General features: G+C 68.3%; 10 protein-coding genes. 6 read left to right on the forward strand and 4 right to left on the reverse strand.

Features of this window, described 5'->3' with window-relative positions; genetic code table 11:
• Nucleotides 1-127: 127 nt before the first annotated feature.
• Nucleotides 128-1,045 (reverse strand): DMT family transporter, encoded by a 918-nt coding sequence (locus tag HNQ01_RS09230; RefSeq protein ID WP_217427476.1) that lies wholly within the window; start codon nucleotides 1,043-1,045, stop codon nucleotides 128-130.
• A gap of 101 nt (nucleotides 1,046-1,146) precedes the next feature.
• On the opposite strand from HNQ01_RS09230, the gene HNQ01_RS09235 reads away from it, so the two are divergent.
• The 3 genes from HNQ01_RS09235 to nirD all read left to right on the forward strand — a co-directional run bounded on the left by HNQ01_RS09235 (nucleotide 1,147) and on the right by nirD (nucleotide 5,824).
• Nucleotides 1,147-2,637 carry an aminotransferase-like domain-containing protein gene (locus HNQ01_RS09235; protein WP_173805096.1) on the forward strand — a complete coding sequence of 497 codons (1,491 nt, stop codon included), beginning with the start codon at nucleotides 1,147-1,149 and terminating at the stop codon, nucleotides 2,635-2,637.
• Between the two features lie 280 nt (nucleotides 2,638-2,917).
• Complete coding sequence (gene nirB, locus HNQ01_RS09240) at nucleotides 2,918-5,467, forward strand: nitrite reductase large subunit NirB (protein WP_173805097.1); 2,550 nt, start codon at nucleotides 2,918-2,920, stop codon at nucleotides 5,465-5,467.
• 15 nt (nucleotides 5,468-5,482) lie between these two features.
• On the forward strand, nucleotides 5,483-5,824 hold the full coding sequence (gene nirD, locus HNQ01_RS09245; RefSeq protein WP_173805098.1) for a nitrite reductase small subunit NirD: 342 nt from the start codon (nucleotides 5,483-5,485) through the stop codon (nucleotides 5,822-5,824).
• A gap of 121 nt (nucleotides 5,825-5,945) precedes the next feature.
• Here the strand turns inward: nirD and HNQ01_RS09250 are convergent.
• The 3 genes from HNQ01_RS09250 to HNQ01_RS09260 all read right to left on the reverse strand — a co-directional run bounded on the left by HNQ01_RS09250 (nucleotide 5,946) and on the right by HNQ01_RS09260 (nucleotide 9,202).
• Nucleotides 5,946-6,747 (reverse strand): IS5 family transposase gene (locus tag HNQ01_RS09250; RefSeq protein WP_434801496.1). Its coding sequence is split into 2 segments (ribosomal slippage): nucleotides 5,946-6,470 and nucleotides 6,472-6,747, totalling 801 coding nucleotides; the frame shifts between segments, so codons are not numbered across the junction.
• A 261-nt stretch (nucleotides 6,748-7,008) separates the two neighbouring features.
• Entirely contained in the window at nucleotides 7,009-7,665 is a 657-nt protein-coding gene (locus HNQ01_RS09255; RefSeq protein ID WP_173805100.1) for a hypothetical protein, read from the reverse strand.
• A gap of 61 nt (nucleotides 7,666-7,726) precedes the next feature.
• On the reverse strand, nucleotides 7,727-9,202 hold the full coding sequence (locus tag HNQ01_RS09260; RefSeq protein WP_173805101.1) for an RCC1 domain-containing protein: 1,476 nt from the start codon (nucleotides 9,200-9,202) through the stop codon (nucleotides 7,727-7,729).
• A gap of 275 nt (nucleotides 9,203-9,477) precedes the next feature.
• On the opposite strand from HNQ01_RS09260, the gene HNQ01_RS09265 reads away from it, so the two are divergent.
• The 3 genes from HNQ01_RS09265 (at nucleotide 9,478) to HNQ01_RS09275 (ending at nucleotide 17,081) form a co-directional block, all read left to right on the forward strand.
• Nucleotides 9,478-10,956 (forward strand): NAD-dependent succinate-semialdehyde dehydrogenase, encoded by a 1,479-nt coding sequence (locus tag HNQ01_RS09265; protein ID WP_173805102.1) that lies wholly within the window; start codon nucleotides 9,478-9,480, stop codon nucleotides 10,954-10,956.
• 237 nt (nucleotides 10,957-11,193) lie between these two features.
• Entirely contained in the window at nucleotides 11,194-14,973 is a 3,780-nt protein-coding gene (locus tag HNQ01_RS09270; RefSeq protein WP_173805103.1) for a response regulator, read from the forward strand.
• A complete protein-coding gene (locus tag HNQ01_RS09275) occupies nucleotides 14,970-17,081 on the forward strand; it encodes a putative bifunctional diguanylate cyclase/phosphodiesterase (protein WP_173805104.1) in 2,112 nt (703 codons plus the stop codon). The genes HNQ01_RS09270 and HNQ01_RS09275 overlap by 4 nt, the downstream gene beginning before the upstream one ends.
• Nucleotides 17,082-17,089: the final 8 nt, after the last annotated feature.

The raw sequence follows: 17,089 nt of genomic DNA on the forward strand, positions 1-17,089 counted from the left end.
GGAAGAACTGCGAGCGCTGGCTCAACACCAGCCTGCAGTTCGTCCATCTCGCCTTTCTGGCCTTGCTCCTCAGGAGATCGTGAACACGCTCTCAGAAATCGTCAAAACAGACCGGATCAGATGCGGATCAGACGCTGCGCAGCCGGCGCCGCGCCAGCGCGTTGTCCCAGGCGATCAGCAGCCCGGCGGCGACGATGACCAGACAGCCGGCCACCATCGCCGCATCCACCCGCTCGCCGAAGACCAGCGCGCCCACCGTCAGCCCGAACAGCAGCCGGGTATAGCGGAACGGCGTGACGGTGGCCAGGTCGCCGGTGCGCATCGCCTTCATCAGCGCCGCATAGGCCAGCGTGCCCACGCCGACCGCGCCGGCCAGCAGCGCCAGCGCCTCGGCGGTCGGCACCGTCCAGGCCACCGGCCGCCACAGGCCGTGGAGCGCGCCGGCCAGCGCCAGCGTCAGGAAGCCGAACACGCCCAGGTGCAGCGTGCCCAGCACCGGCGGCACCGCGCGGCTGGCCAGGTCGCGCCCGGCGAAGCCGATCATGCCCACCACCGCCAGCAGCGACAGCGCCGAGAAGTCGCCCGCGCCGGGCCGCAGCACGATCAGCACGCCCGCCAGCCCGGCCGCCACCGCCGCCCAGCGCCGCCAGCCCACCCGCTCATGGAAGAACAGGCTGCCGCCCAGCACCACCAGCACAGGCGTGGCCTGCAGGATGGCGGTGGCCGAGGACAGCGGCGTGAGCGCGATCGCCAGCGCGTAGAACAGCCGTCCGACCAGCTCGAACACCGCGCGGCCCGCCATCAGCCGCGAGAGCGCCGCCGGCTGCAGCAGCCGCACGCCCTGCCCCCAGGCCAGGACCGCGAAGACCAGCGCGCCGCCCAGGCCGCACAGCACCAGCACCTCCGACAGCGGCAGCGCCCGCACCGCGCGCTTGACGAACAGGTCCTCCAGCGCGAAGGCGGCCATCGACAGCGTCATCCACAGGATGCCCTGGAGATTGGGAGGAAGCTTGGGAGAGCGCGAAGGCTTCGGCGAATGCGTCATCGGGCGATTGTCATGGCCGGCCCGGCCGCCGCACCGGTACAGATCCGGCGCATTGCGACCGGATCAGCCCCCGGCGACGCGACCCCGCGACAATCCGGCCCATGCCCCTCTACACCGATCTGGCCGACGAACTGGCCGACGCGATCCGCCGCGGCGCGCTGCGACCGGGCGAGCGCCTGCCCTCGGTGCGCCAGGCGCGCGCCAGCCGCCAGGTCAGCGCCGCCACCGTCTTCCAGGCCTACGACCTGCTGGAGTCGCGCGGGCTGATCGAGTCGCGGCCGCGCTCGGGCTTCTTCGTGCGGGCGGCCCGCGCCTCTAGCGCCGCCGAGCCGCAGGCCGCGCCCGCCTCGCCCGAGGCCACCGAGGTCAGCATCGGCGACCTGGTGATGCAGGTGCTGGGCTCGACCCGCGACCGCGATGTCGTGCCGCTGGGCTCGGCCTTCCCGAGTCCGCGGCTGTTCCCGCTGCGGGAGCTGGCGCGCTGCGGCGCGCGGGCGCTGCGGGCGCTCGACCCGGACCGGCTGCTGGAGGACCTGAGCGCCGGCAACGAGCGGCTGCGCCACCAGATCGCCCGGCGCCAGGCGCTGGCCGGCATCGCGGTCGATCCGGACGAGATCGTCATCACGCACGGCGCGATGGAGGCGCTGGACCTGTCGCTGCGGCTGCTGACCCGGCCAGGCGACATCGTCGCCGTCGAGTCGCCCACCTTCTACGCCGCGCTGCAGGCGCTGGAGCGCCACGGCCTGCGCGCGGTCGAGCTGCCGACCGATCCGCGCGACGGCGTCGATCCGGACGCGCTGGCGCGGGTGCTCGAGCGCCACCGGGTGGCCGCCTGCTGGCTGATGCCCAATTTCCAGAACCCGCTCGGCAGCCTGATGCCCGAGGAGCGCAAGCGCGCGCTGGTGGCGTGGCTGGCGCAGCACGGCGTGCCGCTGATCGAGGACGATGTCTACGGCGAGCTGCACCACGGCAGCCGCCGCCCGCTGCCGGCCAAGGCCTTCGACACGGCCGGCGAGGTGCTGCACTGCACCTCGTTCTCGAAATGCCTGGCGCCGGGCTACCGGGTCGGCTGGGTCGCGGCCGGGCGCCATGCGCCGGCGCTGCGCCGGCTCAAGACGCTCACCTCGCTGGCCACCGCGGTGCCCTCGCAGCTGGCGATCGCCGAATACCTGGCCCAGGGCGGCTTCGACCGCCACCTGCGCGGGCTGCGCCGCCAGCTCGCGGTGCAGCAGGCGCAGATGCACGCGCAGGTCGAGGCGCTTTTCCCCGCCGGCACCCGGCTGGCGCGGCCGCAGGGCGGCTATTTCCTGTGGGTCGAGCTGCCCGAGGGCGGCGACAGCCTGGCGCTGCAGGCGCAGGCCGCCACGCTGGGCATCAGCCTGGCGCCGGGCGCGCTGTTCAGCGCCTCGGGCGCCGACCGGCGGCTGCGGCGCGGCCTGCGGCTGAACTTCGGCCATGCGCCGAACGATGCGCGCATCGCGCCGGCGCTCGAGGCGCTGGGCCGGCTGTGTTCCCCAATCCGGGGCACGCACCGCTCCGGAACCCGCGCCACGGCCGTCGAGAGCACCACGGCGGTGCAGACACCCCGCTGAGCCCCCGGCGCACGCCTTGACAAGCTCAGGCACGCTTCCTGCATCTGTCGGACTGACGCACGCAAGGTAGCTCCGGCATCCGCTACCCCGCTCCTCCAACGACGGTGGAGCCGCAGGCGCCAACCGGGCCGGGAACACGTCGTTCCCCTGTCGGCCCGCGTTCATCCCTTCCCCTTCTCTCCGTTTCCCGGTGCGCCTGCGCTCGTCCCCGAGTCGAGCCGGCCTCCCGGACGGAACCTTCGACGGCCGGGTTCTTCCGGTCCGTCATCACGGAGACCGCATGAAGATCGTCGTCGTCGGCCACGGCATGGTGGGCCACAAGTTTCTGGAAAGCCTCCACGAGGCCGGTGTGAAGGATGCCGAAGTCACGGTGCTGTGCGAGGAGCCGCGCGCCGCCTATGACCGCGTTCACCTGTCGGAGTTCTTCTCCGGCAAGAGCGCCGAGGACCTGTCGCTGGTCGCGCCCGGCTTCTTCGAGCAGAGCGGCTACACGCTGCGGCTGAAGTCGCAGGCGGTGAAGATCGAGCGCCGCGACAACACCGTCACCACCGCCGACGGCGAGGTGCTGCCCTACGACCGCCTGGTTCTGGCCACCGGCTCCTATCCCTTCGTCCCGGGCGTGCCGGGGCGCGACCGCGCCGACATCTTCGTCTACCGCACCATCGAGGATCTGGAAGGCATGAAGGCCTGCGGCGCGCGCTCGAAGAGCGGCGTGGTGGTCGGCGGCGGCCTGCTGGGGCTGGAATGCGCCAAGGCGCTGCGCGACCTGGGGCTGCAGACGCATGTGGTCGAGTTCGCGCCGCGGCTGATGGCGGTGCAGGTCGACGAGGCCGGCGGCCGGGTGCTGCGCACCAAGATCGAGGCACTCGGCGTGCAGGTGCACACCGGGCGCAACACCGTCGAGATCGTCGACGGTGCCACCGCGCGCCACCGCATGGTCTTCGCCGACGGCACCTGGCTGGAGACCGACATGATCGTGTTCTCCGCCGGCATCCGCCCGCGCGACGAGCTGGCGCGCCAGAGCCTGCTGCCGGTGGGCGCACGCGGCGGCGTCGCCATCGACAGCCAGTGCCGCACCGCCGACCCCGCGGTCTACGCGATCGGCGAATGCGCCGCCTGGAACGACCAGACCTTCGGCCTGGTCGCGCCCGGCTACGACATGGCCCGCGTGGTGGCCAAACAGATCGCCGGCGACAGCGCGGCCGCCTTCACCGGCGCCGACATGAGCACCAAGCTCAAGCTGATGGGCGTGGACGTGGCCTCGATCGGCGATGCGCACGCCAGGACGCCGCACTGCAAGACCTTCAGCTACACCGACGAGATCCGCCAGATCTACAAGAAGATCGTGATCAGCGCCGACGGCAAGCAGCTGCTGGGCGCGGTGCTGATCGGCGACGCGGCCGAATACGGCACGCTGCTGCAGATGGCGCTCAACGGCATCGCGCTGCCGGCCGACCCCGAGTTCCTGATCCTGCCCTCGGGCGAAGGCAAGGAAAAGCCGGGCCTGGGCCCGGACGCGCTGCCGGACTCGGCGCAGATCTGCTCGTGCAACAACGTCACCAAGGGCCAGATCTGCGAGGCGGTGGGCAACGGCGCCACCACCATCGCGCTGCTGAAGGCCGGCTGCAAGGCCGGCGCCACCTGCGGCGGCTGCGTGCCGCTGGTCACGCAGGTGATGAAGAGCGAGATGGCCAAGCGCGGCATGGCGGTGAACAACCACCTCTGCGAGCATTTCGCCTATTCGCGCCAGGAGCTGTATCACCTGGTGCGCGTCGGCCAGATCAGGAGCTTCGAGGAGTTGCTCGAGAAGCACGGCAAGGGCCTGGGCTGCGACATCTGCAAGCCGGCCGCCGCCAGCGTGCTGGCCTCGGTCTGGAACGACTTCGTACTGAAGCCCGAGCTGGCCGCGCTGCAGGATTCCAACGACTACTTCCTCGGCAACATCCAGAAGGACGGCACCTATTCGGTGGTGCCGCGCATGCCGGGCGGCGAGGTCACGCCCGACGGCCTGATCGCGGTCGGCACGGTGGCCAAGAAGTACGGCCTCTACACCAAGGTGACCGGCGGCGCGCGGGTCGACATGTTCGGCGCGCGGCTGGAGCAGCTGCCGCTGATCTGGGAGGAGCTGATCGCCGCCGGGTTCGAATCGGGCCACGCCTACGGCAAGTCGCTGCGCACGGTGAAGAGCTGCGTCGGCTCGACCTGGTGCCGCTATGGCGTCGACGATTCGGTCGGTCTGGCCGTCGAGCTGGAGAACCGCTACAAGGGCCTGCGCGCGCCGCACAAGATCAAGTTCGGCGTCTCGGGCTGCACCCGGGAATGCGCCGAGGCCCAGGGCAAGGACGTGGGCGTGATCGCCACCGACAAGGGCTGGAACCTGTATGTGTGCGGCAACGGCGGCATGAAGCCCCGCCACGCCGAGCTGATCGCCTCCGACCTGAGCAAGGCCGAGCTGATCCGCCTGATCGACCGCTTCCTGATGTTCTACGTCAAGACCGCCGACCGCCTGCAGCGCACCAGCACCTGGCGCGACAACATGGAAGGTGGCCTGGACTACCTCAAGAGCGTGCTGATCGACGACCGGCTGGGCCTGGCGGCCGAGCTGGAGGCGCAGATGCAGAGCGTGGTCGACACCTACCAGTGCGAATGGAAGACCGCGGTGACCACGCCGGCGGTGCGGGCGCGCTTCAGGAGCTTCGTCAACAGCGACAAGGCCGACGAGCGCATCGTCTTCGTCGAGGAGCGCGGCCAGATCCGTCCGGCCCGCCCCGAGGAGCGCGAGACCGCCGCCCTGACGGCCGCCGACGCCACCGACCGCACCACCGCCTGAGCCCGGAACCCCGAGATGAGCCTTGACACCCTGAACTGGACCGCCGTCTGCGCGGTCGACGAGATCCTGCCCAACACCGGCGTGTGCGCCCTGCTCGAGGGCCGCCATGTCGCGGTCTTCCGCGTCGGCCCCGATCGTTTCTTCGCCATCGACAACATCGACCCGAAGTCCGGCGCCAGCGTGCTGTCGCGCGGCCTGGTCGGCAGCCTGGGCGAACAGATCGTCGTGGCCTCGCCGCTGTACAAGCAGCACTACGACCTGAGCACCGGCGCCTGCCTGGAGCAGCCCGAGCTGTCGGTGCGCGCGCACGCGGCGCGGGTCGAGGACGGCCGCGTGCTGGTGAGGCTGGCGAGCTGATTCGGCTGGGACCGTGAATTCAAAAGCCGGCGGGAGCCGGCTTTTTTCATGGTTGATCGGGTTTTGAGTGGCGGGCGTCTATTTCCCAAGCATGCTACCGACCAGTTCTGTAAGAGCGTGTTCACGATTTCCTGAGGAGCAAGGCCAGAAAGGCGAGATGGACGAACTGCAGGCTGGTGTTGAGCCAGCGCTCGCAGTTCTTCCACAGGCGTCGGTTCTTCTCCAGCCAGGCGAAGCTGCGCTCGACGATCCAGCGCTGGGGCATGACCGCAAAGGTGTGCAGTTCGCTGCGCTTTGCCACCTCCACCGTCACGCGCTCGCCCAGGATCTCGTGCACGCCGTGCTCGAACGGTCGACCCACATAGCCGCCATCGACGAGCACCCGGCGCACCCCCGCCAGGGCCGCCTTGCCGTGCTCGAGCGCCTGCAGCGCCCCCTTGCGGTCGGTCACCTCGGCCGTGGTCACCGCCACCGCGTGCGGCCAGCCCTGCGTGTCGACCACGATGTGGCGCTTGATCCCCGAGACCTTCTTGCCCGCGTCATAGCCCTTGAACCCGGCCGTGTCCGCGTTCTTCACGCTCTGCGCGTCCACGATCAACAGCGTCGGCGTGGCGCTGCGCCCCTGTCTCGCGCGGGCCGCGCCAACCTGATTTTTTTAAAGCCCGCTCCAGCGTGCTCACACCCTCCGCATCGGGCTCGCTCCACTTTCGCCACCACGCGTAGACCGTGCTCCACTTGGGAAAATCCGCCGGCAGGAAGCGCCACTGGCAGCCCGTGCGCAGCAGGTACAGCACGGCGCAGAACACCTCGTACAGGTCCACCGTCGTCGGCTTGGTGCGCCGGCGCACTCCCCTCAGCAGCGGTTCGATCTCCGCAAACCGCTCTCGGCTGATGTCACTCGCGTAGGCTTTTCTCGTCGGCATCCCCGCATTTTCAGGGCAGTCGGGATCGTGAACACGCTCTAAGCTCCCCCTGCAGAAAGAAGAAGAAACGGGCCTGCTGTGGCAGATGTATGCCGCGAGCACGGCACCAACGCGCCGACGTACTACGAGTGAAAGAGTTTTGAGCAAGCACGACCGTCTCGAACCTAAAACGCATTCGCGAGCAGGAAGCCGAGCATACTTGGCTCAAGCGCATGTGTGTAGGCCACAGCATCATTCTTGTGCGGCAGCTTCATGTGCAACTTATTCAATCCTATGAAATACAACACCATTACTCCACCGAATCATAGTTACTCGTCCATCGACTATTACAGCTTCTCCAGACGCAGTATCGGCTCCATTAGAGCCTGACCAAGATGCACTTACACTTGACCCGACAATTTTTCCTCGACCCTTTTCCATAGAAATTTTACCGGGAACAACATCCCAGATAAAGTCATGCCCGCTTTGAGTAATTAAATACTCAACTCCTATATTACTTCCCCAATGTCCCTCAAGCGAACCGACAACTGTCGCAGTCGCATTCTCGGGCGGCACGCGCTTTGGGTCAATCGAAAGTGCGTAGGCAGTCAGTAACGCCAGCATTAGCGCAGAAAAACCAATCAAAATAGCGCCCATCCGGAATCGTCGCTCTCTTGCTCGAATTTGTTCTAAAATTATAGCTTCGAGTTGAGCTCTCGTCAGGCCGCTTGCATCGATATGGAAAAACTCGCGCTGCACTTCCAGGACGCGGGCTCGCTCATCCTTTGGAAGAGCAAGTAACTCCTTCGCCATCGCACTTAGTCGAGCTCTGTAAGCCGCGAGTACAGCCGCTATTAAAAAAGCTGCAAGCGCAAACCCCCCACCCACTAGTTCAATCGTTCCCCATGCAGACATTGCTATCCCTTGTTGCCCATCCATCTTCCGCGCGAGCTTGGACTGACAGCGATCAGTCGCGGTGCCATGGTCTTGTGTGCGAGGCCTAATGCAGATCCACACCAATTATTTTTGTTGGCGTTTTTTGGACAGACCCAATCCCGGATGGCCCCAGGGCACCAGAGCTATTCAATCCCCATCCGTAAATTGATCCATCCTTGGTAAGAGCAAGTACATGATTTCCGCTCGCCCCAGATGCATCATTGGCCGCAGTGGAAACAACAATTTCAGTGATGGGCGGAATACCCGGTATTTGGGTTGGCGTAGGATTGATGATTGATACTGTTGAGTCAGCCCTGCCGAGTAGAGCCTCACCACCCCAACTATAAATTACACCAGCATCAGACAAAGCAAATGAATTAGAGGGTGCAACTGCAACATCAACAATATTGCTCAAAATTTTTACTACTACTGGAGCCTCACTACCACTCGCGAGGCTACCATCCCCAAGATTACCAAAAGGAGTCACCCCCCAAGAAATAACATTACTTTCATGCGTAATAGCAAGGCAGTGATACTTCTTGGCATCACCGGACCCCTGCCTAGCACAAGATATTTTTTTAATCGGCGGAATATTTAGTTTTTCGGAAACATAATATTTAGCCGTAAGCACATCCACTCCACCAGAACTAATGCGGGCGGCGGCATAAGCGGAAGTAACCTCTAGCATTCTCACTGCACCGGAAGCCTCGACAACTGGAATCATGCTGAATTCAGGTGAAATTTGTTGATTAGAGCTAATTGGATCCCCAAGAGAAATAACCGAACCCAAGTCGCTCACACGAATAAAATCAACCTGCCCTTGGCAACCCGCAGAAGATATCACCCCCGCCAAAATCCATACAGTACCATCATTTTTTCTAAAGATTGTCGTACCATTTGGAAGTACTTTTGCCTCTGCAACGCCATTTATTCCGATCTTATTCGGGGACTTGTAGGCCAAGAGCGGGAACTGGGATCCCGCGCACGCCGGATGCGTAAACAACCCCAACCCCATATTTAACCCAGTATGCCCCCACCCAAACACTTCACCAGCCTTTGTAACCATCAATCCAAACCGACCATAATATCCACGGACATCGTTATACGCATATGCATACGATACATCACCCACACCATCAAAATCCACAACCCTAAATACAGGCTGAAGATTCACATCTTCACCAGGTATATTCAAACCCCATGATTTAAGAGTGCCCCCTGATTTAACGGCAAATGAAAATCCACTCGCCGTACTTAATCGATGTGTTATTTTTACAACTTCAGTTCCAGTTCCAGTTCCAGTTCCAGTTCCAGTTCCAGTTCCAGTTCCAGTTCCAGTTCCAGTTCCAGTTCCAGTTCCAGTTCCAGTATTTTCACCCCCCCCACCACCACTGCCGCCACAAGCCGTTAAAAATGCAGACCCCAAAAACAAGGCCAACACGACAAAGCCTTTGCATTTCATGACCAGAAGACCTTTCATTATCCAAACAACCGACACGCGCACAATAATTCTTGATAAAACAGAAATTAATTGAGCCATCGGCAATCTTGCTGTGTTGAAATTTACACGTATGCACGCCACTTGCGCAAAAAATCACCGACTCGGATGACTTTGGTCACATCCAACATTCAATTAAGTCATGGCTACGGTCATTGCGTCTGCCAAGACTATCTGCGACACCGCTGTACCGGCCCCGCCCCCAGCACAGTGCGCGCGCGGACAAGCCGGCTGTGTCTGTGCGGCCCCTAAGGCGCTGGCCTAAAGTGCGGGATCGACCCTCATCGACCCCTCACCCCTCCCCGGAGTCCGCACCCATGACGCAGTCGTCCTCTCCTCTCGCCGCCCTCAAGGATCCCTCGCTGCTGAAGCTCGACGCGCTGATCAACGGCGAATGGGTCGCCGGCGGCAGCCGCTTCGACGTGACCGACCCGGCCACCGGCGCGACGCTGGCCAGCGTGCCGCGCCTGGGCGCCGCCGAGACCGAGGCCGCCATCGCCGCCGCCAACGCCGCCTGGCCGGCCTGGCGCGCCAAGACCGCCAAGGAGCGCGCCGCCATCCTGATGAAGTGGCACGCGCTGATGATCGAGAACGCCGACGACCTGGCGCGCATCATGACCGCAGAGCAGGGCAAGCCCCTGCCCGAGGCCCGCGGCGAGGTGGTCTACGGCGCCAGCTTCATCGAGTGGTTCGCCGAGGAGGCCAAGCGCGTCTACGGCGAGACCATCCCGACCACCGACCCGAACAAGCGCTTCGTCATCCTGAAGCAGGCCATCGGCGTGTGCGCGGCGATCACGCCGTGGAACTTCCCGATCGCGATGATCACCCGCAAGGTCGCGCCGGCGCTGGCCGCGGGCTGCCCGGTCGTCATCAAGCCGGCCGAGCAGACGCCGCTGTCGGCGCTGGCCTGCGCCGAGCTGGCCCAGCGCGCGGGCCTGCCCGCCGGCGTGCTCAACATCGTCACCGGCGACGCCGACAGCTCGATCGAGATCGGCGGCGTGCTGTGCGCCTCCGACACCGTGCGCCACCTCAGCTTCACCGGCTCGACCGAGGTCGGCCGCATCCTGATGAAGCAGTGCGCGCCGACGATCAAGAAGATGTCGCTGGAGCTGGGCGGCAACGCGCCCTTCATCGTCTTCGACGACGCCGACATCGACTCGGCGGTCGAGGGCGCGATGATCTCCAAGTACCGCAACGCCGGCCAGACCTGCGTCTGCGCCAACCGCCTGTACGTGCAGGACAAGGTCTACGACCAGTTCGTCGAGAAGCTCGCGGCCAAGGTCGCGGCGATCCGGGTCGGCAACGGCTTCGAGGCCGGCATCAACCAGGGCCCGCTGATCGACGAGGGCGCCTTCGCCAAGGTCGAGAGCCATGTGGCCGACGCGCTGGCCAAGGGCGCGCGCCTGGTCACCGGCGGCCAGCGCATCGGCGAGCGCTTCTACACGCCCACCGTGCTGGCCGACGTCACCGCCGACATGCTCTGCGCCACCGAGGAGACCTTCGGCCCGGTCGCGCCGATCTTCCGCTTCTCGAGCGAGGCCGAGGTGGTGGCCGCGGCCAACGCGACCGAGTTCGGTCTGGCCAGCTACTTCTACAGCCGCGACATCGGCCGCATCTTCCGCGTCGGCGAGGCGCTGGAATACGGCATGGTCGGCATCAACACCGGCCTGATCTCGGTGGCCGAGGTGCCCTTCGGCGGCGTCAAGCAGTCGGGCCTGGGCCGCGAGGGCTCGCACCACGGCATCGACGACTACGTCGAGGTCAAGTACCTCTGCATCAGCGACATCCTGCGCTGATCGGCCCGGGTGTCGCCCGTCCGGGAGTCGGGCGACACCGGCGGACTGCGGGTTCTATCATCTCGGGTCTGGATCGAATCGGGCGCAACAGGCCGCGAAACCGGAGCTTCCCCGGGCGCGGCCGGGGGCGATCTGGTGTCCAATCAACCCTCATGAACCGCTGCCCCTGCCGTCGCTCCCGCTGTCCGGCATCCGGCGCCGCGGCCGCGGCCCGCTGAGCCGCGCGCGGATCGCCCGATGTTCTCCCGCCTGCAGACCGTCTGCGGCCTGGCGCTGATCCCGGCGCTGCTGCTGCCCGCACTGGCCCACCTCGGCGCCGGCCACCTGTCGGCGCGCGCCGAGCAGGCGCTGGTGCAGCGCCAGGACAGCCTGCTGCAGTCGCTGCGCGCCGCCCCGCCCTCGCCCGACCTGCTGGTGCGCCTGGTGGCCGCGCAGCCCGAGGTGCGCCGGGTGCGGCTGCAGGAGCCCGACGGGCGGGTGCTGGCGCAGGCCGGCGACGCGCAGGCGCTGCTCGAGCCGCTCGGCCCGGAAGACGGCACCGAGCGCGGCGACGGCCCGATGCGCCGCGTCGAGCAGGCGCTGCCGCTGCCCGGCCACCCGCAGGCGCGCATCGAGATCGGCCTGTCGCGCGAGGCCGGCCGCCAGATGCACGATCAGGCGATGCTGGCCGCGCTCGGCCTGGGCGGGGTGCAGGCGCTGCTGGCCTGCGCGGTGCTGCGGGTGATGGGCACGCGCCAGCGCCGCCGTCTGGCCGCGATCGGCGAGGCGGCCGACCGGCTCGGCCAGGGCCGGCTCGACAGCCGCGTCGGCGCGGCCGCCGGCGCCGGAGACGCCGACGAGATCGCCCGCACCGCCGCCCGCTTCGACCGCATGGCGCAGGCGCTGGCCGAGCGCCAGGCGCTGCTGCTGCAGGGCGAGCAGCGCCAGCGCCGCATCCTCGAGAACATTCTCGACGGCATCCTGACGCTGGACGCCGGCCGGCGGCTGCGCTCGGTCAGCCCGACGGCCGAGCGCATCCTGCACCGCCGCGCCGACCAGCTGCTCGGCCGGCCGCTGTCGGCGCTGCTGATGCCCTCGGGACGCCAGCTGCTCGAGGACCTGCTCGAGCTGGCCGACGCGCAGTCGCTGGCCGAGCCGATCGTCGTCGAGGCGTTGCCGACCGAGGGCGGCACGCCGCTGACGCTGGAGATGCGGCTGGCCCGGCTCGAGGGCGCCGCCAGCCGCGACGACGACCACCATCTGGTCGTCATCCGCGACCTCAGCGAGCAGCTCGAGTCGCAGCAGGCGCTGCGGCTGCGCGGCCGCATCATCGACGCCATCGGCGTGGGCATCGTCATCGCCGACGCCCGCCAGCCCGACCAGCCGATCGTCTACACCAACGTCGCCTTCGAGCGCATGACCGGCTGGTCCTTCGCCGAGATCGTCGGGCGCAACTGCCGCGTGCTGCAGGGCCCCGACACCGACCCGGCCGCGGTGGCGCGGCTGCGCGAGGCCATCCGCGCCGGCCGCGACGTCGAGGAGCTGCTGCTGAACTACACCCGCGACGGCCGGCCGTTCTGGAACGAGCTGCGGGTGATGCCGATGCTCGACGGCAGCGGCCTGCCCAGCCACTTCGTCGCGCTGCAGACCGACGTGACCGCGCGCATCGCCTCGCAGCAGGCGATCGAGCGCAGCGAGGTGCGGCTGCGCCGGGTGCTCGACGCCACGCACGACGGCATCGTCGTCGTCGACGCCGGCGGCTGCATCGAGTCGGTCAACGCCGGCGCGGCGCGCATGTTCGGCTACCGCGACAGCGAGCTGATCGGCCACAGCTTCGACATGCTGGTGCCCGGCGCCTTTCCCGGCGAGCGCAGCGACGACGCCGAGCGCGAGTCCGAGGCGCGCCACCGCGACGGCACGCCGCTGTGGATCGCGCTGCGCTGGAGCCGCATCGACCCGAGCAGCGCCGGCGCGGTGCGCCACCTCGGCGTGATCCACGACATCTCCGGGCGCAAGCGCACCGAGATGGAGCTGCGCCAGGCCAAGGAGGCCGCCGAGGACGCCGCCAGCGCCAAGAGCGAGTTCCTCGCCAACATGAGCCACGAGATCCGCACGCCGATGCACGGCGTGCTCGGCGCCATCGAGATGCTGCAGGACACGCCGCTGAGCGGCCAGCAGGAGCGCTATCTCGACACCGCGCGCACCTCGGCCTCGATCCTGCTGGGCGTCATCGACGAGATCCTCGACTTCTCGCGGCTGGAGGCCGGCAAGCTGCGCATCGAGTCGATCGACTTCGACCTGCGCCGCACCGTCGAGGACGTCACGGCGATGCTGGCGCAGCGTGCCCATGTGCGCAAGCTCGAGCTGGCCTGCTTCATCGCGCCGGAGGTGCCCGAGACGGTGCGCGGCGACCCGATCCGGCTGCGCCAGGTGCTGGTCAACCTGATCGGCAACGCGATCAAGTTCACCGAGCGCGGCGAGGTGGTCGTCAGCGTCGCGCTGGAGGACGGCGCGCGGCTGCGGGTGGAGGTGCGCGACACCGGCATCGGCATCGCGCCGGACAAGCAGGCGCAGCTCTTCCAGCCCTTCACGCAGGCCGACAGCTCGACCAGCCGGCGCTTCGGCGGCAGCGGTCTGGGCCTGAGCATCGCGCGCCGGCTCGTCGAGCTGATGCAGGGCACGATCGGCATGGACAGCCGCGGCGAGGGCCAGGGCTCGCGCTTCTGGTTCGTGCTGCCGCTGCAGATCGCGCCCAGCGGGCTGCCGCACGGCGGCGCCGGCACGCCCGGCCGCGGCCGCGACTTTCCCGGCACGCGCATCCTCGTCGTCGACGACAACGCCACCAACCGCGTCATCCTGCACCGCTACCTGACGGCCTGGAACAGCCAGTCCGGCAGCGCCGCCAGCGGCGAGGAGGCGCTGGCCAAGCTGCAGGACGCGGCCGCCTCGGGCCGCCCCTACGAGGTCGCGCTGCTGGACCTGAACATGCCCGAGATGGACGGCTACGAGCTGGTGCGCGCCATCCAGGCCGATCCGCTGCTCGCGCCGATGCCGCTGATCATGCTGAGCTCGTCGATGCAGGACCCGCAGCGCCTCGCCGGCCTGCGCGTCGACATCTGGCTGGACAAGCCGGTGCGCCAGTCGGACCTGCAGGACGCGATCGCCACGGTGCTGCAGCGCCGCCCGCTGCCGGCGCCGCCGCCGCGGCGCAGCCCGCGCCCGGACGGGCTGCAGTTCGACGGCGAGCGGGTGCTGCTGGTCGAGGACAACGAGATCACCCGCGAGGTCGGCGCGCAGATGCTCAGGAAGCGCGGCCTGGAGGTCGGGCTGGCCGAGGACGGGCTGCGCGCGGTCGAGGCCGTCATGACGCAGGACTGGGACCTCGTGCTGATGGACATCCAGATGCCGGGCATGGACGGCCATGCCGCGACCCGCGCGGTGCGCGAATGGGAGCAGCGCCAGGGGCGCGCGCGCCTGCCGATCATCGCGCTGACGGCGCACGCGCTGCCGGCCGACCGCGACAAGTGCCTGGCCGCCGGCATGGACGACCATGTCGTCAAGCCCTACAGCGCCGACACGCTGGCCACCGCGATCGCGCGCTGGCTGATGCCCCCGGGCCGGGTCGTGGCCGGGCCGCGGGCCGGTGCGGCCGCGCCCCGCGACGGCGCGCTCGACGCCGGCCGGCTCGCCGAGGTGCGCGCGATCATGGGCGGCGCCTTCGACGCGCTGCTCGGCAAGGCCGCCGAGTCGCTCGGCGACGAGATCGCGCAGCTGCGCCAGGCGCACGGCCAGCGCGACGGCACCGCGGTGCGCGAGCTGCTGCACCGCCTGAAGAACACGGCCGGAGACATCGGCGCGATGACGCTGCACCGGCTTGCCGCCCGGCTCGAGAAGGAGGCGGACCAGACGATGACGACACGGGAGAACGACAGCATGCATGCCCTGCCCGACCTGCCTGCGCTGGAGCAGGCCACCCGCGAGGCCCTGGCCGCGCTCGCCGAGCTGCGCCGCCAGGGCACGGCGGAGACCGCGCGATGAGCCCGGCCACGACGCTGGTGCCGGGCTCCGGCGCGCGGGTGCTGATCGTCGACGACGAGGGGCTGACGCGGATGATGATCCGCCGCGTGCTCGAGGACTACGGCTACCGGGTGATCGAGGCGCAGGACGGCCAGACCGCCGTGCGGCTGTGCGACGCCGAGCAGCCCGAGCTGGTGCTGATGGACGTGCGCATGCCGGTGATGAACGGCTTCGACGCCTGCCGCGCGATCCGCCGCTCGCTGCGCAGCAGCCACACCCCGGTGCTGATGCTGACCGCGCTGGACGACGTGATGGCGGTGACGCTGGCCTTCGAGGCCGGCGCGACCGACTTCGTGACCAAGCCGATCAACTGGGCGCTGCTGTCGCAGCGGGTGCGCTACGCGCTGCGCACCGCGCACACCGAGCGCGAGCTGCGCGAGAGCCAGATCGCGCTGGCGCGCGCGCAGAAGATCGCCCGGCTGGCGCCGTGGCGGCTCGAGCTCGACGACGGCCGGCTGCACTGCTCGCGCGAGCTGCGCGAGCTGCTCGCGCTGCCCGGCGGCGAGCCGCAGGGCGCGCGCCGGCTGCTGCGCGAGGTCGCCAGCGAGGACCGGCCGCGGCTGCTCGACTTCGTGCGCCGCGTGCGCCAGGGGCGCCGCGAGAGCGAGGTGGAGATCCGCCTGGGCGGCACGCTGCACCCGTCGCGCTATCTCTTCCTGTCGGGCGACGCGATGCTCGACGAGACCGGCCGGCCGACGGCGATCTTCGGCGTCGCGCAGGACGTCTCCGAGCGCCGCCAGGCCGAGGCGCGGCTGAGCTACCACGCCCATTTCGACGAGCTCACCGGCCTGCCCAACCGGGTGCTGTTCCGCGACCGGGTCGCCACCGCGGCGGCGGCGGCGCAGCAGAGCCAGCAGCGCTTCGCGGTGCTCAACATCGACGTCGACGTGCTGCAGCGCACCCAGGCCTCGGTCGCGCAGGCCGCCAGCGACCGCATCCTGCGCGCGGTGGCGCTCCGGCTCGAGTCGGTCATGCGCGAGCGCGACTCGCTGTGCCGGCTCGAGGGCGACACCTTCGCGATGCTGATCACCGACATCGACGCCGAGGCGCAGATCGCCGGCGCCACCCGGCGCCTGATCGACGCCTTCGCGGTGCCGCTGCCGGTCGACGACTGGGAGCTGCTGGCCAGCGTGCATGTCGGCGTGGCGATCTGGCCCGGCGACGGCCAGGACGTCGACACGCTGCTGCAGCACTCCGGCGCGGCGCGCTCGCGTGCCCGCGAGGCCACCGGCTCGAGCTGCCACTTCTACACCGCCGACATGCACAACCGCGTCATCGACCGCCTCAACACCGAGGTGGCGCTGTACCGCGGCCTGGAGCGCGGCGAGTTCGAGCTGCACTACCAGCCCAAGGTCGACCTGCGCAGCGGCCGCGTGACCGGCGTGGAGGCGCTGCTGCGCTGGAACCGGCCCGGCTTCGGGCTGCAGATGCCCGACCGCTTCATCGATATTCTCGAGCAGACCGGCCTGATCATGGACGCCGGCGACTGGGTGGTGCGCGAGGCCTGCGCGGCGATCCGCAACCTGCCGCTGTCGCTGGCGGTCAACGTCTCGCCGCGCCAGTTCCAGCACCCGCGCCTGGGCGAGCGGCTGATGCGCATCCTCGACGAGAGCGGCTTCCCGGCCGAGCGGCTGGAGCTGGAGGTCACCGAGCAGATCGTCGTCGAGGACGAGCAGGGCGCGATCGCCACGCTGCACGACCTGGCCGGGCGCGGCATCCGCATCGCGCTGGACGACTACGGCACCGGCTTCTCGTCGCTGCAGCGCCTGAAGAAGCTGCCGCTGCACACGCTGAAGATCGACAAGGACTTCGTGATGTCGCTGGAGACCAGCCGCGCCGACGCGGCGATCGTGCGCTCGACCATCGAGCTGTGCCACCAGCTCGACATCGATGTCGTCGCCGAGGGCGTCGAGAACGAGGCGGCGATGACGCTGCTGCGCAGCTTCGACTGCGACATCGGCCAGGGCTACGGCATCTGCCGCCCGCAGCCGCTGGGCCGGCTGGTCGAGTGGCTGGCCTCGGCGACCATCGCGTCGGCGGCGGCCGGCTCGGCGGTGCAGCCGGGCTGAGGTGACGC

Source organism: Sphaerotilus uruguayifluvii, from assembly GCF_013294065.1.
GTDB lineage: Bacteria > Pseudomonadota > Gammaproteobacteria > Burkholderiales > Burkholderiaceae_C > Sphaerotilus > Sphaerotilus uruguayifluvii.

Coding starts and splice junctions, on each gene's coding strand:
- HNQ01_RS09275 (WP_173805104.1), top strand. CDS start 14,970: ATGAGCCCGGCCACGACGCTGGTGCCGGGCTCCGGCGCGCGGGTGCTG.
- HNQ01_RS09230 (WP_217427476.1), bottom strand. CDS start 1,045: ATGACGCATTCGCCGAAGCCTTCGCGCTCTCCCAAGCTTCCTCCCAAT.
- nirB (WP_173805097.1), top strand. CDS start 2,918: ATGAAGATCGTCGTCGTCGGCCACGGCATGGTGGGCCACAAGTTTCTG.
- HNQ01_RS09270 (WP_173805103.1), top strand. CDS start 11,194: ATGTTCTCCCGCCTGCAGACCGTCTGCGGCCTGGCGCTGATCCCGGCG.
- HNQ01_RS09265 (WP_173805102.1), top strand. CDS start 9,478: ATGACGCAGTCGTCCTCTCCTCTCGCCGCCCTCAAGGATCCCTCGCTG.
- HNQ01_RS09255 (WP_173805100.1), bottom strand. CDS start 7,665: ATGGATGGGCAACAAGGGATAGCAATGTCTGCATGGGGAACGATTGAA.
- nirD (WP_173805098.1), top strand. CDS start 5,483: ATGAGCCTTGACACCCTGAACTGGACCGCCGTCTGCGCGGTCGACGAG.
- HNQ01_RS09260 (WP_173805101.1), bottom strand. CDS start 9,202: ATGGCTCAATTAATTTCTGTTTTATCAAGAATTATTGTGCGCGTGTCG.
- HNQ01_RS09235 (WP_173805096.1), top strand. CDS start 1,147: ATGCCCCTCTACACCGATCTGGCCGACGAACTGGCCGACGCGATCCGC.